Origin of the sequence: Paenibacillus sp. FSL R10-2199 (genome assembly GCF_038000235.1) — a bacterium.
GTDB lineage: Bacteria > Bacillota > Bacilli > Paenibacillales > Paenibacillaceae > Paenibacillus_AQ > Paenibacillus_AQ phytohabitans.
This window is the reverse complement of record NZ_JBBOBO010000001.1, coordinates 2,995,632-3,019,433: the sequence shown is the minus strand read 5'-3', so window position 1 is coordinate 3,019,433 and position 23,802 is coordinate 2,995,632. Positions and strand designations below refer to the sequence as shown.

15 protein-coding genes are annotated in these 23,802 nt (G+C 45.7%); all 15 read right to left on the bottom strand.

Annotation, left to right across the window (positions count from 1 at the left end):
* Nucleotides 1-92: 92 nt before the first annotated feature.
* The 15 genes from NYE33_RS13150 to NYE33_RS13080 all read right to left on the bottom strand — a co-directional run bounded on the left by NYE33_RS13150 (nucleotide 93) and on the right by NYE33_RS13080 (nucleotide 23,606).
* A complete protein-coding gene (locus NYE33_RS13150; protein WP_042139267.1) occupies nucleotides 93-1,037 on the bottom strand; it encodes a glycosyl hydrolase in 945 nt (314 codons plus the stop codon).
* An 86-nt stretch (nucleotides 1,038-1,123) separates the two neighbouring features.
* Complete coding sequence (locus NYE33_RS13145; RefSeq protein ID WP_042139268.1) at nucleotides 1,124-2,740, bottom strand: extracellular solute-binding protein; 1,617 nt, start codon at nucleotides 2,738-2,740, stop codon at nucleotides 1,124-1,126.
* A 61-nt stretch (nucleotides 2,741-2,801) separates the two neighbouring features.
* A complete protein-coding gene (locus NYE33_RS13140; RefSeq protein WP_039298828.1) occupies nucleotides 2,802-3,677 on the bottom strand; it encodes a carbohydrate ABC transporter permease in 876 nt (291 codons plus the stop codon).
* Nucleotides 3,678-4,523, bottom strand: coding sequence for an ABC transporter permease (locus tag NYE33_RS13135; protein ID WP_341068653.1), 846 nt, complete (start codon nucleotides 4,521-4,523; stop codon nucleotides 3,678-3,680).
* A 379-nt stretch (nucleotides 4,524-4,902) separates the two neighbouring features.
* Entirely contained in the window at nucleotides 4,903-6,312 is a 1,410-nt protein-coding gene (locus NYE33_RS13130) for a response regulator transcription factor (RefSeq protein WP_042139269.1), read from the bottom strand.
* Complete coding sequence (locus NYE33_RS13125; protein ID WP_042139270.1) at nucleotides 6,305-8,050, bottom strand: sensor histidine kinase; 1,746 nt, start codon at nucleotides 8,048-8,050, stop codon at nucleotides 6,305-6,307. The genes NYE33_RS13130 and NYE33_RS13125 overlap by 8 nt, the downstream gene beginning before the upstream one ends.
* Nucleotides 8,051-8,795: 745 nt before the next feature.
* A complete protein-coding gene (locus tag NYE33_RS13120; protein WP_042139271.1) occupies nucleotides 8,796-10,379 on the bottom strand; it encodes a response regulator in 1,584 nt (527 codons plus the stop codon).
* Between the two features lie 40 nt (nucleotides 10,380-10,419).
* Nucleotides 10,420-12,033, bottom strand: coding sequence for a sensor histidine kinase (locus tag NYE33_RS13115; protein ID WP_331281685.1), 1,614 nt, complete (start codon nucleotides 12,031-12,033; stop codon nucleotides 10,420-10,422).
* Nucleotides 12,034-12,442: 409 nt separating this feature from the next.
* The gene (locus NYE33_RS13110) at nucleotides 12,443-13,786 is read right to left on the bottom strand and encodes a GH1 family beta-glucosidase (RefSeq protein ID WP_042141510.1); all 1,344 of its coding nucleotides are present in this window, start codon (nucleotides 13,784-13,786) and stop codon (nucleotides 12,443-12,445) included.
* A 5-nt stretch (nucleotides 13,787-13,791) separates the two neighbouring features.
* Entirely contained in the window at nucleotides 13,792-15,369 is a 1,578-nt protein-coding gene (locus NYE33_RS13105) for a glycoside hydrolase family 43 protein (protein WP_042139273.1), read from the bottom strand.
* A 26-nt stretch (nucleotides 15,370-15,395) separates the two neighbouring features.
* A complete protein-coding gene (locus tag NYE33_RS13100; protein WP_341066017.1) occupies nucleotides 15,396-17,138 on the bottom strand; it encodes a family 43 glycosylhydrolase in 1,743 nt (580 codons plus the stop codon).
* 70 nt (nucleotides 17,139-17,208) lie between these two features.
* Nucleotides 17,209-19,890 (bottom strand): glycosyl hydrolase, encoded by a 2,682-nt coding sequence (locus NYE33_RS13095; protein WP_042139275.1) that lies wholly within the window; start codon nucleotides 19,888-19,890, stop codon nucleotides 17,209-17,211.
* Nucleotides 19,891-19,973: 83 nt separating this feature from the next.
* Nucleotides 19,974-20,843: a carbohydrate ABC transporter permease gene (locus NYE33_RS13090; protein ID WP_039298806.1), complete on the bottom strand. Its 870-nt coding sequence runs from the start codon at nucleotides 20,841-20,843 to the stop codon at nucleotides 19,974-19,976.
* A gap of 2 nt (nucleotides 20,844-20,845) precedes the next feature.
* Nucleotides 20,846-21,751, bottom strand: coding sequence for an ABC transporter permease (locus NYE33_RS13085; protein WP_039298803.1), 906 nt, complete (start codon nucleotides 21,749-21,751; stop codon nucleotides 20,846-20,848).
* 268 nt (nucleotides 21,752-22,019) lie between these two features.
* The gene (locus tag NYE33_RS13080) at nucleotides 22,020-23,606 is read right to left on the bottom strand and encodes an ABC transporter substrate-binding protein (RefSeq protein ID WP_042139276.1); all 1,587 of its coding nucleotides are present in this window, start codon (nucleotides 23,604-23,606) and stop codon (nucleotides 22,020-22,022) included.
* Nucleotides 23,607-23,802: the final 196 nt, after the last annotated feature.

Sequence of the window (23,802 nt, the reverse complement as noted above, 5' to 3'; positions counted from 1 at the left end):
CTGCTTATAGAAAAAACACCTGTTCCTCGCCTGAGTCCTCAACCGTGAAATAAACAAATAAATACGCTTCGAACGGCTGATTGTAGATTAGCTTACTTTGCATCTGTATCGCCTTGTATTGATAATTCGATTTCGAAATCGTCATCGCGATTACATACGAGTAGGCCATTTATGACATCAAGTCGTGCCGCCTGGATGGACGAACGGCGAGTCTCCCGGCTTTCCTTCTGACCTTCTTTGTCCGGCGTCCTGCCTGGATGGGTAAAATAGAAGATATAGGCCTTCTCTCCCTGAACTACAACATCGGCATGCATTCCGATCATGCCGTCATCCTCGCGTGTTCCCGGCTGGTCCAGGATAAGCCCATTGCGCTCCCAGGTAATCAGGTCGTCCGAACGGAACACTCCCTGACCTCTCCACTCGTCGATAATCATCCAGTAATACCCTTTTAGTTGGAACACATTCGGTCCCTCATGCTGCCGATGTGTAAGAACGGGACCGACAATTTCCCAATGGTAAAGATCCTTACTGTCGGCGGCATACGTATGCGAGCCATGTTCCTCATCCTTGTACCACATGCGGAAGCCGCCCCCTGGAAGTTCATGGATACAGGCATCGATGACGCTGTCTGAACTCAGTTCAAGCTTGGATTGGAATGTCCAGTCGAGCAGGTTCTTACTAGTATAATGAACCAAGTCGCGCCGATGACCCGCCCACATGATTGGCACGCCTTGGATGTAACTGACGTACATGTGGTAAACCCCGTCATGCCAATAAATTTCCGGCGCCCAGAACGTATTCCGTCCCCACTCCAGATCGAGCCCCGTTAGCGTTCCCCGGTACAGCCAGCTTTTTCCGCCATCCCGTGACGACGCCACGCCGAGATCCGTTCCATGTACCCAAGCAACCCCCTCTGCCTCTATTGTCGCCCTGCGGTTGGTATAGATCATCCACCATTCCTGTACTTCACGGTTCCACACGATGACCGGATCCGCCGCGCCGTCATGAATCGGATCGCGAAACAAGGGTGCTTTCATATCTCTTCCTCTTTTCATTATTTTTATTAAAGAAAAAAAGGTGATGCGCTAAAGGTTCCCCTCTGCATCACCCTCCTTGTTTGCCGTTATTGGATTCCCTTTTCGGCGGCAACTTTGGTCGTTTCCTCGATAGCAGCCTGCAAGCCTTTGGCATCCAGAGCTTTAATTTCTTTTTTCCACATCTCAACAGGATCGTCCTTGCCCATGACCACTTTAAACAGGCTGTTCAGAGCATCAGTGCGCAAAGTGGCGACTTTGTCTTTGGCAGGTGTAGACATGGTCATGATTTCAAAATTGATAGGCACAGGTTTCGCCGTTGTTTTAAGTTCATTATACTTGTCAATGGACATTTGGTCGTATGCCGCAAGATTCGGATCCGAGCTTACAACTTTTTGGCCTGAATAGAGAAATCCGCCGTACCAAGATGCAAGAGAACCTAAGGCATCTGTAAAAGGATATTTATCAGCCAGCGTTTGGCCTTCCGGTAGCAGCGAAACAGCTTTTCCGTTCTCCACTTTATAATCCGTACCTTCAATACCGTTTTTTAGTTTTGCTGTATATTCATCGCCAATCATGTAATCAACGAGCCGTAACGCCCGATCAAACTTGGCATCATTCATTTGATTGCTGAAATAAAGTTCCGACCAGAACGGTGTCTCCGCGAACGTATACCGTTGACCGTCCGATGCCGGATACCAGTCCAAAAATCCGTAGGCATCCTTAAATTCAACATCGGGATTTGCCTTAATAAACGGTTCAATATTGGTGGCGGTAAGCTGACCGAAGAGCATGAAGGATTGCCCGTTCACAAACTTCATGGTGCCGTCGCTATCCTTTTGAATCGCGATATCCTTGTCCAACAGTCCTTCCTGATACAGAGTACGCAATTGTTTCACTCCTTCGTACATCCGTGGGGATGCAAAAGCAGGAATCCATTTTCCGTCCTCTTTGACCCAGGATTTTTCGTTTGATTCTTCCGGGAAGCTGCCGAGGAAGGCGGTGAGCAGATACGGCTTGTTCGCCAAAGAAATTCCGGTTACTCCAGGATGTTGTGCTTGAACAGCCTTGATCATGGCGACCAAATCATCAAATGATTTTGGCGACGAGGTATACCCTGCTTGTTCGGCCCAATCCTTGCGGTAAGAAATTGGTCTGTCCATCGACCAATCACTTGAACTAGGATAGGTCATCCGCGGAATCATATAATATTTACCGTCAATCTTAAAGGATTGAATGGACGGTTCCTTCATAAGTGCTTGAATGTTGGGATACGGGCTCAAATCTTCGGGCAACGGTTTAATGATCCCTTGCTTGGCCCAGGTAGTGTAAAGAGCCAGGTTACCTGCAAGATCATTTGGAAAGAGATCAGGAAGTTGGGAAGAAGCCGCCCAGACTTTCAATTTTTCGAGCCAATCATTCCAGGTAATTTGCACCGGCTCGATGGTTACATTAAACTTTTGTTGAAGATCGTTGAAGACAGTGTCACTCGTATTTCCAGCAGCATTAAATGTGTCCTGAATTCCCCACAGAGCCACTTTTAGTTTTTCATTTTCAGTTACAGTATCCGTTGATGTCGATGGCGACGATGCTGTCGATTTCAAATTTTCGTTCGAAGCCCCTTCGTTCGCCCCACCACATGCCGACAAGACAGTCGTCAACAACAGTGCTGCTGCAACCGTACCCATCATTCGATTCTTTCTCATAACAATATTGAGCCTCCCTTTAACTATATTTATCTATAACAACAATCCATGATTGTTATTATCAACCTTTGACGGAACCCAGCATAATACCCTGATTAAAGAATCGCTGTATGAACGGATAGATGATCAAAATCGGAAGGGCGGAAATCATAATGATGGCGGCCTTCACAGACTCCCCGTAAAATCTGGACGTGCCTTGTGCCATTTGTGTAGCCGTCGCACTGTTCAGCAGAGCGCTTAGATTAGTGATCGCATTTCGTAGCACCAGTTGCAGCGGGTAATATTTAGGATCATTGATAAAGAGCATTGCGAGCCACCATTCATTCCAACGATCGACCGCATAGAACAGTGTGATTGTTGCAATAATCGGAAGCGATACTGGAACCACGACACGAATCAATACTGTAATATCGTTTGCCCCATCCAGTTTGGCCGACTCCTCCAAAGCCGGAGGAACGGTACCAAAGAAGTTTTTCATCAAAATCAGATTGAAAGCGTTAACGGCAACCGGCAGAATCATGACAAACAAATTGTTCTGCAAGTGAAGATTTTGCAAAGTAAGAAAATAAGGAATCAATCCGCCGGAGAAAAACATCGTAAAAATGATGCCGTTCAAAATCGCATTACGGCCAGGCATGGTTTTTTTTGAAATAGCATAAGCTCCTGCTGTTGTTACGATCATGCTGACAACCGTGCCCACGACTGTCACAAAAATGGATACGAGCATCCCTCTTGTCACTAACCCCTCGGCAAATAGATATTGGTATGCCGAAAAGTCAATGGAACGCGGCCAAAGAAAAATATGACCGCTGCCCCTGTCATTTAAGGTTGAGAACGAAACAATCAAAGTTTGATAGAAGGGGAATATCGCAAGTATCGCAAGTATGCCGAGCGCAAGCGCTAGAAGTACATTTGTTAGGTTTATTCTCTGTCTCATTTATAGGCCTCCCCCATCCGACATCTTATTCACAATGGCATTTGTACTGAATAAAAAGACAAAACTGATGACTGATTTCAGCAATCCTACCGTGGTGGAATAGCCAAATCCCGTCGCATCGATAAATGCGGTCTTGTATACATATGTGTCCAGAATTTCCGAATAATCAGCCACGATCGGATTGTACAAGTTGAAGATTTGATCAAACCCGCCGTTCAACAGATTGCCCACTGCCAACACCAGAAGAATGAGAGCTGCTGCTTTTACCGCTGGCCACGTGACAGCTTTTACTTTCTGGAACCGGTTAGCTCCATCCACCGTAACCGCTTCGTATAATTCCATATTGACCCCGGCGATAGCAGCCAGGTAGATGATCGCAGACCATCCGGCTTCTTTCCAAATATTCGATATAAATATAAGGGCCGTAAACAAGCCGCTATTTGACAATATTGTGTTTTTCTCAAAACCCAACAACGACAATAGTTGATTAATTACTCCTTGATCACCCAATAATCCGATTAAGATGCCACTCAGAACGATCCAACTGATAAAATGAGGAAACGTAAGGGCAGTCTGATAAAACTTTTTCAATCGTTTGAAGGGTAATTCACTCAACAGAATAGCGACAATAATCGGAACAGGGAACTCAATGAGTAACCGGCCTAATCCGATCAGGATGGTGTTTCGAAAGGCTTGATGAAAATTTTGATCAGACAATACAATGCGGAAATTTTCAAAATGGTTCCATGGACTTCCCAAAATACCCTTCGAATAGTCAAATTCCTTAAAGGCAAGGAGAATTCCATACATGGGGATGTAAGAAAAGACAATAAAATAAATAATCATTGGCGCCACAAGCAAGTACAAGTACTTGTGTTTTTTCATTTCCGTCCAAAGATGCCTTTGCTGATTCAGGCCCCCGTTCGTGGAAGTCAATTGGTATGCAGATGAATCCCTCAAAAACCCTCACCTCTTTTTTGTTATGATTTAATTGTAAGCGCTTTTTATCCCGTTCTACATTAATTATCATTAGCATTATTTGCACAGGAATTATTGTTTTTTCGTAAACACATTTTGCTCCGACTAACAATTGTGCATATTTCTAAGTATGGTACATAATCATATCTGGAATTAATCCGCACAAAAAAGCCTTCAAGAATTAACTCCATATCTTACGATATGGTTGCCTCTTCTTGAAGGTCTGCTTTTTTAATAACGTTACACTTTATGAATCTCTCCGGTAAGCGCTTGGGGACATACCTTTGATACGTTTGAAAAGACGGCTAAAATAAAAATAGTCACTGTAACCGGACTTCTCTGCGATCTCGCTGATCGTCAAATCAGAATTCATTAAGAGTTCGCAAGCGTATCCAATCCTTAGATTCGTTAAGTATTCCGTAAATGTACGGCCTGTTTCTCTTTTAAATAACTGGCTTACATAATTTCCGTTAACGCTAAACATATTCGCAAGCAGCGGGATCGTAAGCTCTTCACGATAATGTTCATCAATATAGGAGCGGATAGCCATCAGCGTACGATTGCCTGCAAGCTTCTGTCCACCTTTGCCTGCCTGCCTATTCTTCACTTCAAGTAGTCCGTGCAGGTACTCAAGCATGTCCATAACGGAATGAAACGAGCTGGTTAGCTGGTCGAAAGAGTACATAAAATCTTCAAACGGCTCCTCATTCTCCTTATAAATTAACATAGTGATCATATTATATGTGTGCAGCGCATCCGGAATTTGCAGCTTGCCCCCGCTAAATTTTGCGGCCAGTTGCTCAAGATTGAAGCTCACAGCGGCGATATCATTCTCTGCAACGGCCTTCTCCAGGCCCTTCAAAGCATTCTCCTTAACAACTGCCGGCCTGAACTCAGAGATGGTGTTGGTCACAAAATATTGATATGCATGAATCTCAGCTTCTCGGATGGCTTTCTGAAGGGCAGCAAGGTCATAGAAGCGGTCGCTCCAACCAAAGCCCTTAAGGGCATCTGTATAAGGCTGATCCGTCAGTAAATTTTCGGGGATTATGTGGCCGGCGATCAACCAGGCATACTTCTCCAGCCCTATGCGGAAGGCAACTCCCCTATTCCGGGGGCCGAGTTTGCGGGTAAGCTTCCCAAGGAATACTACTATTCTCATTCCCTCCGCTGCTTGCGGATCTACACCTGCCAGACGGATTGCTTCCAGCTGATTTCTCTTATTCTCAGGCGGCTCTGCTTCAAGGAATGCCAGGAAATCCAGCTCTTGTTGTTGATGGCGTTCCAATAGTACATTCTTGGCCTTCTTAAGAAAAGGGACAATCTCCGCTTCATCAAAGGGCTTCAGGCAGTACCCGAACGCACCATAATGGATCGCCTTTTGGGCAAGGGCAAATTCAGCATAGCCGCTTATAATAATCATTAGGGCAGGACAGGAAGCCTCGTTCAACTGCTTGATTAGCTCAAGACCACTGATTCCCGGCATTCGGATATCTGTAAAAATAAGATCCGGCTTGACTTCATCCAGCACATTCAATGCTTCAGCTCCGCTTAGCGCATACCCGGCCACCTGGAAACCGTAGGCAACCCAATCTATGCTGGCAATCAAGCTTTTAATTACCAGCTCTTCATCATCCACAATAAAAACGTTATACACTGAAGTCCTCCTTGTACGGCAACCGGATGACGACTTCCGTTCCCGTTCCCCATTCGCTCTTTATGATAATACCGTAGTTTTCCCCATAACGCATTTTAATCCGATTGTTGACATTCACTAAGCCAATAGCCCGGGCCTGCTTAGCCTCTTGCCGAGCTGTTAAGCCTGTCTGAAGCTCCATGAGCTTATCCCTCCCGATTCCGACACCATTATCACGGATAGCAAGGATTAACTGGCCTTCCGATGCCATTCCCGTGATTATCAAGTGACCTTTGCCCATTTTGGGCTCAATTCCATGGAAGATGGCATTTTCAACAAGAGGCTGAAGAATCATTTTGGGAACCTGGCAGGTTAGGATCGAATCCTCGATCTGATAAGTAACTGTCAACCGGTTAACGAATCGGATCTGCTGGATGTAAATATGGCTTTGGACCAGCGTAATTTCTTCCTGCAGGGGGATGATGTCTGCAGCTTTGATGCTGTACCGGAAAACATAAGCCAGGGACTTGACCATATGAAAAATTTGCTCAGAGCCTTGCTCTACAGCCATTCCCTTGATGGATTCCAGTGTATTATACAGAAAGTGAGGGTTGATCTGGCTCTGGAGAAAAGATAATTCGGCCTGCTTCTTGACCAACTCGGCTGTGTAGAGCTTAGTATTGCTCTCCAACAGTGAATTTGTCAGCTCGTCAATTTCATCAAGCATCCGGTTAAACTGGTTTGCCATGATACTGATTTCAGCATATCCCTGCAGATGGATTCTCTTAGATAAATTATGGAGCAGGCCCAGTTTGAAATTGCTCATAAAGTTCATCAGCTTTTTCAATGGCCGTAATATATTGTTGACGACCAAATAGAACGGAAGGATCAGTAACAATATGGAAAGAATCAGGATTAAGAAAGACCGTCCCAAAATTTCTTCGATGCCGCTTAATAATTCCTTCTTGGGCAGTATAAATATCAACTTGCCTTCAAGGTCTTGAATCATTCCCTCCTGCATGAAAGAGTCCTCTTCTTCATCCTTCATCACGGCCTGGGAATAAGGGGAACCGGGCTTTACCGTTTCAACGTTGGAAGAGAACAACTGCCCTGTTCGGTCCAGGGCGTAAAGCCGTGCTCCTTCAATTTCGGCCAGCTTATGAGGAGATCCCAGTAGGGCATTGGCTTCAACCACTATCATCAGGGTTCCAATCCGGTCCTTTCGCTCAAAATTGGTTATTGAATAAATCGGACAGCCGATAATAAAGGTGCTGCGGTTTAACCCGCCAATCACAATGTTCTGAACACCGGAATAATAGTACAGCCGCTTTTCGGGAACTTCGCTTATAAAGGGAGCCAAATTATTGATATCGCCGTTCAGATTGATTTGTGTCCCATCCGTTCCGAATAGGGCAATATCCAAAATGCCTTCCTTCATACTCATCATATCGGACATGTAATCGGTCAATTCGGAATAACGTTCGTACTTCACTAACGGATCGGTTTCATTAAGGTAAGCCTGTACGATGGTACGGTTGTAGGCAGTCTTCTCCAGTATTCTTTTCAGTTGATTGCTGTTAGAGGAGATGGTCTGGTTGATCTGGCTAATCATTTGTGCTAAAAAATTGCTATTCTTCTTACCTACCACTTCCGCTGCTTTGGTATAGTTCATGATTAAATTCAGAAACACAACGATCACAACCACAGCTACCAGCATCGATAGCTGAATTCCAATCCGCAGTCTTTTTAATTTCTTCACAGTGTCACAACCTTATCCTGAGACTAATTCCATTATAATCACCCTCTCCTTGTTTTAATATATTCATTATAATTATTAGCTATTTGATGAAGATTGTGCATTGAGCATTTTTTTAATACGACATATTCTTTAGGATTCCCTAAGAGAGTGTGTTATTTACCGTAATCATAATAAAAGAAGCCCGTCAGCCAGAATGGATGACAAGCTTATTATTATTCATAATCGTTATTCTCAGAAGTGCTATTCTGTTTATTTCACAAGTACGTTGGTAGCTTTCCAAAAGCGCTCTTTATATTCATCGCGATACTTCTCGGGTTCAAAATTTTCCGTTAACTGTTCAATAAGACTTTTAGCCATATCCAGTTCCCTGCGGTCTGCTTCTCCTTATCAGGCAAGTTTGAAATTAAGGATCTGTGACAAAACTCCTCCGCATAGAACATCTTTACTAGAGAAAGCACTCCGTCCGTCTATCCCCCTACTGCGGCCAAGCTGCTTTTCTGGCAAATCGTTATCTGGGCGATGCCGATTTTTGTGTGTTGACTCGAGCGCACTCACAAGCAGCTTATACGCATGCTGACCGGTCTCTTCAGGAGACAGGTAATAGGATTTTGATAATAGATAGGATCAATCTCAGACAATTTCAACTGAGCTCTCCGAAGCCCCTCGACTCTCTCGGACACCTGTCGGGAACTCATTTTGAATTTCATGGCTTCACCCTATGTGGTGCTTGAGTAGCTAAGTACATTTAAACAATAGGCAGTTTTTTGCGGAAATCTCTAGGTTTACAGCCTGTGAATTTTTCAAACATTCGCGCAAAATGCTGTGCATCGAAATAACCGACCTTCTGGCAAATTTCGTATACTTTCAAATCTGTATTTTCCAGCAGTTCCTTTGCTTTATCGATTCGCAGCTGGGTCAAGTAATTCAAGTAGTTGTCGCCCGTTTTCCGTTTAAACAATTGGCTCAAATAATAGGGACTGATAAAGAAACGGGCGGCCAAGTCAGCAAGACTGACCTGTTCATTGTAATGCTGAGACACGTAGAGCTTAATTTCCGAGATAATATCCTTTCTATGGGATAAATGATGCTCCACCTTGAAACCGATGATTCCCCGAATGACTTGGATCATCCACTCCTCCAAATACTCAAGCGTCCTAAACCGCGAGAAGCCATCTAAAGACAGAATATGTCTGCCTACCAGCTCGTTCTGCTGCAGCTGCTGGAATGACAGCTTCCGGATACTTGACAGAAGAATGTTTAAACACCACAGCTGGAGATCTGCCGGGGACATTCCTGGCTCAGCTGTCATTCCCCGGAAAATCTCGTGGATTATAGTCACACACTCTTCCTCATCCATGTTATCAAGTGCAGCTTCCAGCTTGGATATAACTTCTTCAGGCACCGGATAACTGCGGTCTGTTATTTTTATAATCTCATTAAAGGAGATTACAGGATCTCCTCCCTTAATAACCTTGTAGCTTAATGCATTTCGCGCTTCTTCAAAGGACTTACATATCCCGGTTGCTTGCTTATACACACTACCCATTCCTATGCTGATCTGCAGATTCAGATCCCGGTAGGCCGCCTTTTTCAGCTCCTGAATCACATGAAGCAACCGGTTGTGCATAATATTGCTGTTGTGTGCAATCACAATGGCGATTTGCGGGCCGAAGTACCGGAAGCGGTATACTTGATGGTAACTTTTCAAAGTCCGGTCTATCAGATGCAGCAATGGCTGAAAACCAATCTCCTTCAGCGCATCAGTGCTCCCCTCAATTTCAATCAGTATAGAATTGAACCATATACCTGCTGTTGGAATTAGTGCACCGTGAAGCAGTTCGTCTACCAAACGGGTCTGATCATTTCCGATATCAAGAATATCCCGTAAGGTTTCTTCCTGAATTCGGCTATTCATTGCATGCTTTAATTCGTTTAATCCCTGTAGCTCGATCTTCTCTGCACGAATACGATCCGAGACCTGATTCACACTGTCGCGCAGCTCTTTTTCCTCAACTGGCTTGTTAATGTAGAACTGTACTCCAAGCTTCATCCCTCTTCGGGCATACTCAAAATCTGCATACCCACTTAACAGAATATATTTCGTCTGAACGTTTGTTTCTTCCAGCATTTTGATCATATCGAGACCATCTGCTTTGGGCATACGGATATCCGTTATTGCAATATCGGGACGAAGCTTTTGTATCATTTCGAATCCGTCCAGCCCGTTATAAGCTTCGCCGACCACCTTACATTCTGGAAGATAGCGGCCTATGATCTTTTTGAGCCCTTCCACAATACCTTTCTCATCATCTATAATTACTACTTTCATACCAATCTCCTCCTGCTGTCTTTTCTTTGCTACTGTCTTTTCAAATCCTCGGTATCAGAATTTCAATCATTGTCCCCTCCGCAACACTGGGTAAGATGGTTAAATAGTAGTGGTCACCGTAATGAAGCTTAATACGTTCCGCAATATTTAACAGTCCCAAGCCTTTTCCAGTTTGTTCAACGTTGAACTCCAGCTTATATTTATGCACATCCGCTCCGTTCAAAAGCGAGTTCAGCTCTGATTGCTTGTCCATACTCATGCCAGCTCCGTTATCCATAATCCGGAACAACATTTCTCCCTGTTCCGTCCAGCTGCCCTCGATCCTAATGTCCAGCATACGGCTATAGTCTTCAAAACCGTGATTTATGCTGTTTTCAACGATCGGCTGAAAGACCAAGGGGATGATGCTGCACTCCAGCATTTCATCAGGTATTTCAAGCTCAAGCTGGAACATCTGATCGAAACGGATATTCTGAAGCTGCAAATAGTTTGCGGTGTATTCCAGCTCATGCTTAACGGAATGCTGCTTGCCTTCCTTGGCTAAGACCAGCCGGAACATGCGTGCCAGAATTTTAATCATCTCAGCAGTCTCATCATCATCCTTCATCAAGGCTTTCATACGTATAGACTCTAAGGTATTATAGAGCATATGAGGATTGATCTGATTCTGGAGAGCCATGAACTTTGCCTGCCGCTGTTTGATTTCCCCGATATACACATCCTCGATTAACGTACGGATTGTTGTGATCATTTTATTATAGCTGTGTACCAGACTTCCAATTTCATCATTTGCCTGCTCCTTGTCTATAGCCAGATATTGGCCAACTTCCGCTTGTTTCATACTTCTTCGAAGCGCTTTTATAGGCTTTGTAATGGTATAACTTAAGCCAAACGAGAACAGCGTGATAACCAGACAGCTCATCAGAATGACAACGACCGTCATCACTTTAATTTGATTAATCTTTTGTAAAAGCCTTGAGCGGGGGATGTCAGTTTTAATTAAAAGCTCACCTTGGGAGGTCCTTCCCAATAACACAATATGATCCTTGATTTCGTTACTCTTGATGTAGCTGGCGCTTGAGTCCAGAACCTCCTTCCAGGATAACTTTCCGCTGGCAGCATCAGAATGATAGACTATTTGTTGATTAAGATTAGTAATAACCACACTTATACCGTACTTGTCCCGAGCCAGAATGAACTCATGATCAAGCTGTAGCAGGGTAAAGGGATCCAAATCGATTAGCAGCATGCCTGCATAAGCTCCACTCGAGTTGAACAGCACTCTTCCCGCTGTCACCACAGCTCCATCCCCTTTATCCTCATAGTAGGAACGGTCATGCAATCCGGTAATGAAGAAGGTTTCATTCGAATCCCGCAGCCCTTTATACCATTCCTGGGCCAGTAGCATGTTCTCATTCACTTTGTTCGTTGAACTGCTGAACTGATACACACTGTCCTCTCTGCTGACCAGCATCACCGTGCTCATCTCGGATTTGAGCAATGCGACCCGCATCAGTAAACGCTGAACAGCAAGTCTTTGATTAACCAATTCATCAAAAGGCAGGTTCTTCGTATCGCCGAGGCTGTAAATGATATCGTTATCTACAAGTACTGACTTTGTTACTTCCTCGTATTCTTTTAGAAACTCATTCAAAGTGCTCCTTATTTGCGAGGTATACAGAGAAGCAAATTCCTGAGAAGAATCCTCTAGCCCCTTTGCGGATTGCTGAAATATGAATGCGCTTACAGATAATAGCGGGATAACGCAGACCAACACATATCCGAGCATTAATTTGTTTTGCAGCTTCATATTTCTTATTCGTGAAATAAACTTCTTTGCAACCCGTTCCACTCTATATCCAATCCTTCCATAGTTTAAGTCACTTCAACATTATCATACATGAAAACACACTATAAGGAGTTAATGACTTTTGGAATTCAACAATAAAGGAGTCGATCTGTATCAAAATATATTAACCACATTCACTTTCCATACACAAGAAAGTGAACGTGGTTAAGTATTTGTCTATTTTAAATAATTCAACGTGCCGGAGCGATGCAGGTCAGACTTCTATCCACCCGTTAGATATCACTTTTTTATACCAGTAAAAGCTGTCTTTAGGGGTACGTATTAACGAAAGGAAATCCACATGAATCAGACCGAAACGCCTGTTATAACCATCCGCCCATTCAAAATTATCCATTAAGGACCAGGCCATATATCCTTTAACTGGGACGCCCGCCTCGATAGCCCGGCTTAACTGGGTCAGATGCTTGCTCAGGTATGCAATCCGCTTGGCATCCTCAACTTTCCCCTGGATCGGATCGCCATCATAACAGGCTCCATTCTCTGTGATATAGATGGGTATGGCTCCATAGCGGTCTTTAATATGGACCAGTACTTTAAATAAACCTGTGGGATAAATCGGCCAGTTAAAGTCCGTCCGGTCATATCCCTCATCAATATCCTCAAGCTCAAATAATCCGTTATCTTTCTTGTAACGCCCCAAAGAGCCTGTATAATAGTTGATTCCAAGAAAGTCGATTGGTTGCTTAATCTCTTCCATATCCCCTTGACGGATATTCACCTTCGCTCCCACAGCCTCAAAAGCCTCAGTCATAAATTCTGGATATTCGCCTTTAAAAAGTGGGTCCATAAACCATTCGACCATCCAGCCTATTCTCCGGCGGCATGCATCCATATCCTCTTGCTTAGAGCTAAAAGGTTCTCGCCAGCTTACATTCGGAGCATAGCCGATTTGCCCGGGAATCTCCAGCTTGCGGAACAGCTTTACTGTTCTGCCGTGAGCGACCATGAGATGATGGGCAACATCAAGCGCACTTTGCAGATTTTTTTCTCCGGGAGCCAGGTCTCCAATGTAGTGGGCTTTGAAGGAGATACACCAAGGCTCATTGAAGGTAGTCCAGTATTTAATTTTGTGCTGAAACTGCCTAAACATCTCTTCGGCATACCGGGTAAAAGCAATAATAGTCTCCCGGTTCTTCCAGCCCCCTGTATCCTGCAGCGCTTGAGGAAGATCCCAATGATAGAGGGTGCAAAAAGGTACAATTCCGTTCTCGAGCAACTTGTCCACCAGACGGTGATAGTATTCCAGCCCCTCCTTGTTCAGTTCCCCCGTTCCATCAGGAATAACTCTGGACCAGGAGATAGAGAACCGGTAAGTACGCAGCCCGAGTTCTTTCATATAAGCAATATCTTCCTCATACCGATGGTAGCTGTCACAAGCGACATCCCCGTTGTCACCGTTACGGATATTTCCGGGGGTATGCGCATAGGTATCCCAGATGGATGGGCCGCGGCCCCCCTCATTCCAAGCTCCTTCTACCTGATAAGCTGCTGTTGCGGCCCCCCAATAGAAATCTTCAGGAAACTGTATTAATGACAATCTGCTCACTCGCTTTCCTTATAGATAAAATAATCAAAATCTGCCTGGTACCGGGTGCCGCTTAAGTCCTGTACACACATGCCTACTAATGTACCAGTAAAGCGCAGAGGCTCCGCAGCTTCATCCGAAAGATGCAAAATATTGATCTCCCCGCCAATGGCACACCAACAGCCCGCTTCAATTGCATAATAGAACTGTAGGCAGTCACGATTGACAATGGCCTTTAAGTAGACCGGACGGGAATCCGGCAGCTGCAAATCAGCTTCGAGCAGCTCATCGTATACCCCATGCTTGGATTGGATAATCCCAATTACTCTGCCTTGCTGCTCAAGATGGGTAATCCTTAAATACACATAATCCTCTGTGTTGTAATACAGAATCAGGCCGGCCATTTGCTGAAAGCTCACAGGTTCAAATTCGATGACCGTCTCGGCTTCCATGCACAAGGACTGCTGACGACGAGCAACCAGGCTTTGTCTGTGACAGGAGCTTAAGGACTCCATTCCCTTTAATCGCAGAAAGCCTTGCCGCTCAACGAGTGAGAGCCAGCCCGAATTGGGCGGAATCCGCAGGGTGTTCCACTGGTTAGCCAATTCAGGTGTGTCGAAGTCATCTATCTCCGGTTCCTGCTCAAACAGATGAAGTGGCAAGACTGGGGCCTGTACCGTAGTATAAGGAGAATTGTCTCCCCCCTCCAAACGGAGCCACTCTTCCTCATCCCAGTAACATTTTTGCAGTGCTGTCTCCCTGCCCAACATACAATGATGACCGTCCACCGGTCTTGCGCAAAGATGAGCCATATACCATTCACCATTTTGAGTTTCAACTAAGGATGCGTGCCCTGCCTTTTGCAGTGCCAGACCGGGTTTGCCACTGCTGGTCAGCACCGGATTCAGCGGATCGACTTCGTAAGGGCCATGAAGACAAGCGGATCGCGCGACAGTAACCGCATGCTGATACCGGGTTCCGCCTTCTGCAGTAATCAGGTAGTAGTAGCCACCCCGCTTATACACATGTGGGCCTTCTGTAAATCCTAATTCTGTTCCTTTAAAGATGGTTATAACCGGACCCACTAGTCTTTGCTCCGCCTGCGAATATTCCTGAATGACAATGCCTCCGAACTTGTTCTTTCCCTTGCGGAAATCCCATAGCATGTTGAGCAGCCATTTCCGGCCGTCATCATCATGAAATAACGAAGGGTCAAAGCCACTGCTGTTCAGATATACCGGTTCCGACCACGGACCTTCTATGTTTGCTGCTGTTACCAGGTAGTTGTGCGTGTCCTTAAAGGCGCCTTTGTGGGATTTAACATCTGTATATATCAGATAGAAGAGACCGTTATCAAAAGTCAGGCAAGGTGCCCAGACACCGTCGGAATCTCCATTCCCGGACATTGATAATTGTGAAATCCGATCCAATGGCCGTTTCAGCAATCTCCAGTGAATGAGATCCCTGGAATGGTGGATTTGAACTCCCGGAAACCACTCGAAAGTAGAAGTGGCTATATAGTAATCGTCTCCTACACGTAAAATAGACGGATCAGGGTTGAATCCCCGCAGTACGGGATTGATAATGCTGTTCATTGGCTTCCTCCAATCATAGGGTTCGCTTAAACCGCTTGTTTCACAACGCCTTCGGTAATCCCCGATTCATTGAACGCATCCACTCGGACATATACCGGCTGGCCTTGGATCAAGGCCTTGATGGTAACCTGATGACTGCCGAGTACCATGTAACTATGATACAGTTTATCTGGCGCAAATCCCCACAACACATTGTATCCAACCGCATAATCCCGATCCCAGGATACGGAAAGATCAAGCTTACTCAAAAGTTCGGTACGGACACCGCTCACCTCACCAGGAAGTTCGCCCGCGCTGATTCCGAAAATACGGAGACCGGAAATACAAGCCTGCTGGTTATAAGGAAGCTTTCGCACCGTACAGCGTATATATCTGGCTTTCACTTCGCCTTCCAGTATAATGAAGTCATGCGGCAAATCGGAATCCGCTTCCGATTTGTCGGTAAGCATGAAATACGTTTCACCGTCCAAAGAGCCTTCCAGCACCCATCTTGTGCATTGACGGGTTTCATCGATAAATCTACCTTTATGCATCACCGAACCTGCAGGAAGCGGAAACTCCAACTGATCGTCAGCAAAATTGATTTGGATGGCGGCGATGCCACAGGGCTGCTGCAGATCGACTTCCAGCCATTGTCCGGGAGTGGAAGATGCCGCCTTCCACCATGTCTGTACATTCTCATTGGTTGCCAGTGAAGCCTCATATCCTGCTGCGCAGGAGGAGGCGTTGGCGGGCTTCCCGTAGGAGAGCAGCATCCACTCCGGGGCTTTCCAAGGGTCCATCGCCGTTTGTTCGATGCTATAAGGCCAATCTCCGTAACGTTGGTTGCAGAACAGTTCTCCGTCCGCATCGAAGCCTGCCGGCCACAGTCCCACCCGCCGTTCAAAAATATGATTCACACTAATTCTCATCGTTGAAGCATGCCATAGATTTCCGTACTTGTCTTTCATGGTCGATCCGTGTCCTGCCCCGGGAATAAATCCTCCCGGCTTGTACGAGAACGGGTTATTTGCCGCTAACGTAAATGGCCCCAAGGGTTGGTCCGAAATGTAGACGCCGTCGGAATAAATATTGTTCTCCGTGGCCGGGGAGGCATACTGCAGATAATACTTGCCATCATGCTTATCCATCCAAGCTCCTTCAATATAAGGAGCGTTGCCGAACTTAATTCTAAGAGCATTCATTTGTTCTTCCTTCAGGTCGGGAATCATACTTCCATAGCTTACAACCAATTCTTCAATTTGTTCGGGTGTCTTAGCCATGTGATTCTCGCCAACTCTTTCATAGCCATGGACAACGGGTTGGCCAAAAATAAGCTCCTGCGGCTCACTCTTCAGCTTCATGTTCTCAGGATTAAGCTCCACTCCATAAATCGGCGTCAGATTAGAGCATCCCCAATAGAAGTAAATCCTTCCGTCATCATCCATGAACAGGTTAGGATCCCAGAAAGGAAATGTTCCTTTAATTTCTTCAAAACCTTCGTGAATCGGATCTTTCGTTCTGTAAAAAGAACAAACTCTTGACTTGTTGGACGCGGAGAAATAAAGATATTCACCGATCACCCGTACATCCGGAGCATAGTCATAAATCGGCACATGCTCTAACGAATGAAAGGACCAGCCGGTCAAATTGTCGCTTACCAGAAAGCCCGCCGTCATAGAAGGAAACAGATAGTATTTTCCGTGAAAGAGCACCAGGGAAGGGTCCGCCCCTTCCCTGTGGGCTATTATTTTGCCGCTTTCATCGGTGAGCTGATATTTGTATTCCATGTTAAGCGGATTGCATACGTACATGTTTATAAATCTCACTTCCCTTCGTTACGCTGAATTGCCGCCTCCCCTATTTCATAGTGGCTGCACTTTTTTTTGCAATCGCTCTGATCTTTACAGGACCAAGCAGTCCGCTTGGATCTTGTTGGGAAAAGGAGGACAGGAAGTCACGCTGGTCTTTGGCCAAGGTATTGGTAACCTCAATAACCAACTTGTTGGTTCCCTTACGGATGAGTCCCACGATCTCCATGTGGTAGGGTGGACAGAGGTTTAGACCCGCATGCTCACCGTTCATCCATACTTCCGCAGTCTCATATACCTCCCCTAATTCAAGCAAAACTTCGTTACTTGACCCATCCCACTCGAATTCCGTTTCATAGCGGAGGGTTCCTGAGAATTCTGGCAAATCATCAGGTCCACCCATATTCTTCAAAGCAGCTATGGTCCCCCACTCCTTGAACAACGGATAATGATCCGCATCCGACAGGGAGAGAATCCATTCTCCGTTCAATTCCAGACTTGTCTCCGCCGCAATCCTCATTGGCTCGGCAAGCAGACCGTTCAAGGCAGGACCGTGGAGCAGGACGATTGATTCGTAGGGATGAAGCACAATCTCAACTGTTGCTGTACCGCTCTGTCCCACGATATCCATGCAGCTCAGCTTATTAAGAAAAGCATTATAGGCATAGACATCGCCTTGGACCGGCAGAGCAACCGTTGTAGAGAGGATCTGATTCGGGCTCTCGTTAAAAAACATAAAAACTTCCAGATCATCATGGACATAGTGATAATTCCGCAAATAAGGCTCGTATTGCTGAACTCTGACATCGTAATAGCCTTCTGCAATTTGGTCATGTGCCAGCTCATCCAAATCAACCGTCTTCACCTTCGGATGCGCCAGAAGCATCATGAGTTCAGCAGATACATCGCCCCCCTCACTTGAGCGTTCAGGCAGTCCGCCGACAAAACGGATAGGTAGGCCTTGCTCAGCCAACCGGACCAACCGTTGTATCACCGCTGCCGGGAGTGCTTCCGCATAAGGTACGATCAGGCAGCTGTAATTCTCACGATGGACATGCAGCTTCTGATCCTGGACATGCGATGCCTCCAGAAGAACATCTACAGGAATAACCTCGCAATCAATTTGATGCTGCATCAAGACTTTGACCGGCTGATGAAAGTACATAGAGTTGCCTGACCATTCAGCTTCGGCATGATAGACTACGGCTGCGGTAGCCACATGAGTTCCACCGGAGATTAAATGACTGATCCGGTTAATATACTGATTCAAATAACCATAGTAACGGTACTGGGGGTTTTTCCCGCCAGCATACATATGCGGTGGACAATCCGGCTCCGGAAATGCTTTTTGGGTAAACGCATGCGGGACAAAATGATTGACGCCGCGCACAAGCATATGGTCAGTCAACCATTTCATCAGCTTCAGCCCTTCTGTCCAGCCATACGCTCCATAGACTTCACACATCGTCCGGCCTTGTTTCTTCGGATCGATGTGCCCGAGCGACACCCCTAGCTTGGCGAGGCCATAGTGGTAGAATTCACTGTCCGTCTCTCCCCCAGTTGGCTGGCGGAAAGATAATTGATCGAAACCGGGAACAATTTGCCATAGCACTACATCAAGGCCGGACATGTCTTGTCCCCAGAGGGAGCGGAAGAAATGTCCGGTACCTGGACCAAGCCTCGCATGCACATTGTTGTCTTCAAGCACATGACCGATATATTCGACCCCACGGGCTCTGCACCACTCTCCGATTTGATTGCAGAAATTGTCCGCATACAACCTGCTGATGATATTCATATACGTGTAGCGGACAATGTCCGATTGTTCCCCGGCATCATGCCAGAGAAGATGCAGCTGCGCAAGGTAGCCCTCACCTAGCGCCTGCTCCAACAAGTCTGGCATTTCACTGCTCCAGGGAAGCGGCACTCCTTGTTTACCGGGCCTTGAATTGAAATCGAAGGTCGTCTTGTCATTATAAAATCCGGGTTCATCTGAGAAGAAGCCGGCAAAGGTCTTGCCAAAATCCGCTTTATAACGTTCAAATACAGGCTCATACACCGTATCGAGCAGGATGCGAACCGAATTCCGCACCAGCGGATTCAAATAATCCTCCTGCTGTATACTGCCGCCTTCCCTATTCTCTGAAACAATAAACACCCGCCAGTATCCTTCAGGAATATCCCAGTACAGGGTACCTTCCCGCACCAATTCAGTAAGGTCTACAGTTTCGCTGAGCAATCTTCCGTTGGCTGGGTCACGGCGGACAGCCACCACAGAAATCAGCTTGTTGATCCCTCCGGCGTAAGGCCGCAAGGAGAAGGTCGGTCGCAGTCCTGTCATTAGCAGAGTATCAATCAGCAGAGAGCTGCCCTTCGCGGGACCCAGAGTATCAATAAAGCGTTCTCCCAGGAACTTGCGCTGAAGCTCCTCTGAAGCCTCCTTCACCTTGCCTGCCGCATGTCCGGTAGGAAAATGATCGTCATCCAGCAGCCATACCTTCATGTTCCGCTTACGTGCCTCATCCATAATAATATCCATATCCTCCCACCACTTCGGACCAAGAAAGTCGGGATGGGGGCGTGCCTCCACACACAACGCTCCGATTCCGGATTCATGAACCCGGGTGATCTCCTCCCGAATGACAGCTTCTTCCTCGCCGTGCTGCCAGAGAAAAGGAAGAATATAATTGTGCTGCTTACCCTGCAGCACTTCCGTTAAACGACTGCTCATGTCTACCTCCTGCATAATCTAGTTCTGTCTTCCTTTCTTTTGCCTGTATCCTAGATACGTCCTGATACACTTATTTTAATAAATCAGCCCTTGACGGAACCCAGCATTGCTCCTTTGACGAAATACTTTTGCAGGAAAGGATATACAATAATAATTGGAATAATTGCAAAGATAACTGTTGCTGCCCTTAAAGTCCGCTCATTGTAATTAAGTCCCATCGTGGATGTAGCCCCCGCCATAATAACACTGTCATCGGTGATGAATTGGCGGATCTTGATTTGCAGCGGAAACCAATTAGTATCCTGCAGGAAAAGCAGCGGATGCTGGAACTGATTCCATAGTACTACACCATAGAATAAAGCAAGGGTTGCCAGCACAGCCTTGGACAGCGGAAGCACAAATTGGAACAGCATTCGGAAATATCCGCTTCCCTCCAGAAAGGCCGCTTCCTCAAGTTCCTTAGGGAATTGCTTGAAGAAGGTTCGCATGATGATTAGATTGAACGGATTTAAAATATGCGGTACGATCAGAACCAACGGGTTGTCATACAGACCAATACCGCGTACGGTCAAAAAGTACGGTATGAGGGGCGCCTTGAAAATCATCGCGACTACAACAGCCATCATAATGACCGAACCCCACCGGAATTCCGGTTTTGATAATGGATAAGCAAACAAAGCGGTCATCAAGAGGGCCAATACGGTACCAATCAGAGTCGTGCTAAGTGTCAAAAAGAATGATTTCCATAAATCAGGTCGATCAACAATATATTTCCAAGAATCTAAAGTGAATTGCTTCGGCCATAGGGTGACCAGGTTCATATCTACGGCACTTCTGGAGCTCAAGGAAGTGGAGATTACAGACACAAGCGGTATTAGCGCCATGACAGAGAGCAGAATGAGCAAGCCAGTAATGACTCCTACAAACACTTTCTCTTTTCTTGCTTCAAGCATAGTTACCAGAGCCCCCCATCTGAAATCTTATTGGACAACTTGTTAAATGTGTAGACCATAATAAATCCAATGACAGATTGGAATAAGCCTACTGCAGTTGCAAAACTATATTGCCCCTGCTGAATACCCGTCCGGAACACATACGTATCCAGGATATCCCCCACGTTATAGGTCATAGGAGTTAACAAATTATATACCTGGTCAAATCCAAGATCTAAGAAATTCCCGATATCGAGCAGGAAAAGCACAAGCACGGTAGGAAGCAGAATCGGGAATGTAATATGCCTGATTTGTCTGAGTCTGGAGGCGCCGTCAATCATTGCTGATTCATAGAGCTGAGGATCAATGGCACTGATTGCGGCCATGTAGACTACCGTTCCCCATCCCGCATCCTTCCATATGGAAGCCAGGACATAAATAGGTCTGAAGTATGCGCTTTCCTGCATCGCCAGAACAGGCTCAGCCCCAAACCATCCAAGGACAATGTTGAACATCCCGCTTAATGAAAAGAAATCGAACAGAATACCTCCCACGATTACCCACGACAAAAAGTGTGGAATGTAGAGTGCAGTCTGAACTCCTTTCTTCAGTGCTGATTTCCGGATTTCATTGATCATTAGTGCCAGCAGCACGGGAACCGGAAACACAATCGTAAGCTTAAATAGTCCCAGCAATAGAGTGTTGCTGAATACATTGAGAAAATCAGGATGCTGCAGCAGCGTTTCAAAATGCTTAAACCCTACCCAGGGACTATCAATAAATCCCCTGAAAACGGAATAGTCTTTGAAGGCGATTACAGCACCGGCCAGCGGAATGAATTTAAACACGATGAGAAATATCATGCCCGGAATTGCCATCACATAAAGCGGCCAATATACCTTCATCTGATGAGATGCAATAGATTTCAATGTTTCCCCTCCCAAATTCTCGTTGTTGAATTCGTTTACAGTGTAACTATATAATTAACAGATTCATGGCTCAATAAGGCGTTTTTAAGTTCCTACCAGGTCATTTAAAGGAACATTTTCTACTTACTTCATCTGAAATGCGCCTGATCTTCATCAACACTATATGCATCCACATCCCTTTACTGTGGTAGCAGTCTAAATCTAAAAGTATTACAAAAAAAGGCAGCCCGACTGTAACGTGTCGAGCAGCCTTGTAGCGATAACCCGTTTATTTCTTCACTTTTGTGTACCATTCTCTGGCTCGCTTAGTTACCTCTTCGCCACCAGACTTATTCCATTTCTCTACAAATTCGTCAAACTTGCTAAGCGGGTATTGCCCAATAATGATTTTTGAAGCGTATTCCACGTAAAGTGTACGATTGTTTATGTCCGGGTAGCCTTCGTATACACTGGCCGGCATGCCATCACCGGCAATAACCTTCGCATACTTCTGGGCCTCCTGCATATTCCGGTTAACCTGATCCATCTCCCACATTGTATCTTCTGAAGCTGTCGACTTGTTCAGATCGGTCATGAAATCAAGCGTGGATATTTTGGCATAGGGATCGAGAATCCGGTTCTCCTGCGTAGATTTATCGTCCGGAAGTTTGACGGCTTTACCGTCTTTCATCGTATAATGCATGCCTTCTACGCCAAGATACAAATCCTTCCATACTTTCTTGTCATACATATTGTTCAGTAGCTTCAGGGTAGCCATCAGCTTTTTCTCATCCTTGTTATTTTTCACTACCCAGGCAGGAGGCGTGAAGCGTTTCCATGTATAAAAGCCCTCATAACCATCAACTTTTGGAACTGGCAGTACAGTGAAATTAGCTTTCACGCCGGTATTTTTAAACAAGTTTTCAAGCGGCAGATAGCCAGACTCCACCCAGTGGAAGTAATTCCCGGCTTTATCTGACTGAATCTTGCCGTCCCATTTGTCTTTGCTGTTCAGCAAAGATTCTTTGTCGATCAGGCCTTCCTGATACAACTTGGACAAGAACTCCAACGAGGCTTTCATATTCGGAGTCACCGCAGAGTACGTCAGTTCACCGTTATAAATATCCCAGTCTGGATAGCCCTCGAACATCGCTACACCATACATTGCAAATATGTGGTCCATCCAGCGTGCCTGTTCCCGTCCGCCCGTTGGGATCTCATCCTTCTGTCCGTTCCCGTTGGGATCCTTATCCCGGAAGGCTTCTAGCACTTTTACATACTCCTCCTGGGTTGTAGGCATCTGTAGGCCCAGCTTATCGAGCCAATCCTGGCGGATCATACCAGCGTATCTTCCATAGTCCACTACACCCGGAATATAATATATTTTCCCCTGTCCGGTAGGATCGTTCGCTTTAACTACATCCCACATATCCTGCGGGATCGCATTCCACAAATTTGGCGCATATTTAGGCAGCAACTCAGTCAAATCTGCAATCGCCCCGTTTTTGGCCAGGCTGTCCTCAAGACCCTGCTGGGGGAGAAAAAGATCCGGCATTTCATTAGCAGCAATCTTCAGATTCAGTTGATTGAGATAATTCGTACCCCCGTTCCATTCCACATAGGGATGAAGAACTCCAACACCGAGTTTTTCCTTGTAGAATTCGTATAGCTTACTGCCCTTGATGATTGGCTTATACCCGATATTCGTTCCCCAGACTTCAATGTCAACAATCTCATCTCCGCCAGTGTTCTGGTCCTGATTCTGGTTGGCGGCAGTGGAATTTCCGGTGTTGTTATTGTTCCCACCACAGGCGGTAACAGTTGTAATAGCCAGGGCGCCAGCCGCCAGCATTAACCCAATTTTTTTAAATCTCATGATGCTCCCCCTCAAATATAATTATTGAATCCGCTTACAATTTAATGATACAATCATTCATTCTACTACTCAAATGGGCATTTTTAAGATTAAACATGTCATTTTCAATAAAATAAAAGCCGCTCTGAAGAGAATGACTAATATATTCACATGATTATCCAGGCAATCACTGTAGCTATTTACCTTGGAGTCTTGT

Bases quoted from the DNA above. Each gene is read 5' to 3' on its own strand.
- NYE33_RS13100 (WP_341066017.1), bottom strand. From the start codon at position 17,138: ATGGAATACAAATATCAGCTCACCGATGAAAGCGGCAAAATAATAGCC.
- NYE33_RS13150 (WP_042139267.1), bottom strand. From the start codon at position 1,037: ATGAAAGCACCCTTGTTTCGCGATCCGATTCATGACGGCGCGGCGGAT.
- NYE33_RS13145 (WP_042139268.1), bottom strand. From the start codon at position 2,740: ATGAGAAAGAATCGAATGATGGGTACGGTTGCAGCAGCACTGTTGTTG.
- NYE33_RS13120 (WP_042139271.1), bottom strand. From the start codon at position 10,379: ATGAAAGTAGTAATTATAGATGATGAGAAAGGTATTGTGGAAGGGCTC.
- NYE33_RS13080 (WP_042139276.1), bottom strand. From the start codon at position 23,606: ATGAGATTTAAAAAAATTGGGTTAATGCTGGCGGCTGGCGCCCTGGCT.
- NYE33_RS13090 (WP_039298806.1), bottom strand. From the start codon at position 20,843: ATGCTTGAAGCAAGAAAAGAGAAAGTGTTTGTAGGAGTCATTACTGGC.
- NYE33_RS13095 (WP_042139275.1), bottom strand. From the start codon at position 19,890: ATGAGCAGTCGTTTAACGGAAGTGCTGCAGGGTAAGCAGCACAATTAT.
- NYE33_RS13140 (WP_039298828.1), bottom strand. From the start codon at position 3,677: ATGAGACAGAGAATAAACCTAACAAATGTACTTCTAGCGCTTGCGCTC.
- NYE33_RS13135 (WP_341068653.1), bottom strand. From the start codon at position 4,523: ATGATTATTTATTTTATTGTCTTTTCTTACATCCCCATGTATGGAATT.
- NYE33_RS13105 (WP_042139273.1), bottom strand. From the start codon at position 15,369: ATGAACAGCATTATCAATCCCGTACTGCGGGGATTCAACCCTGATCCG.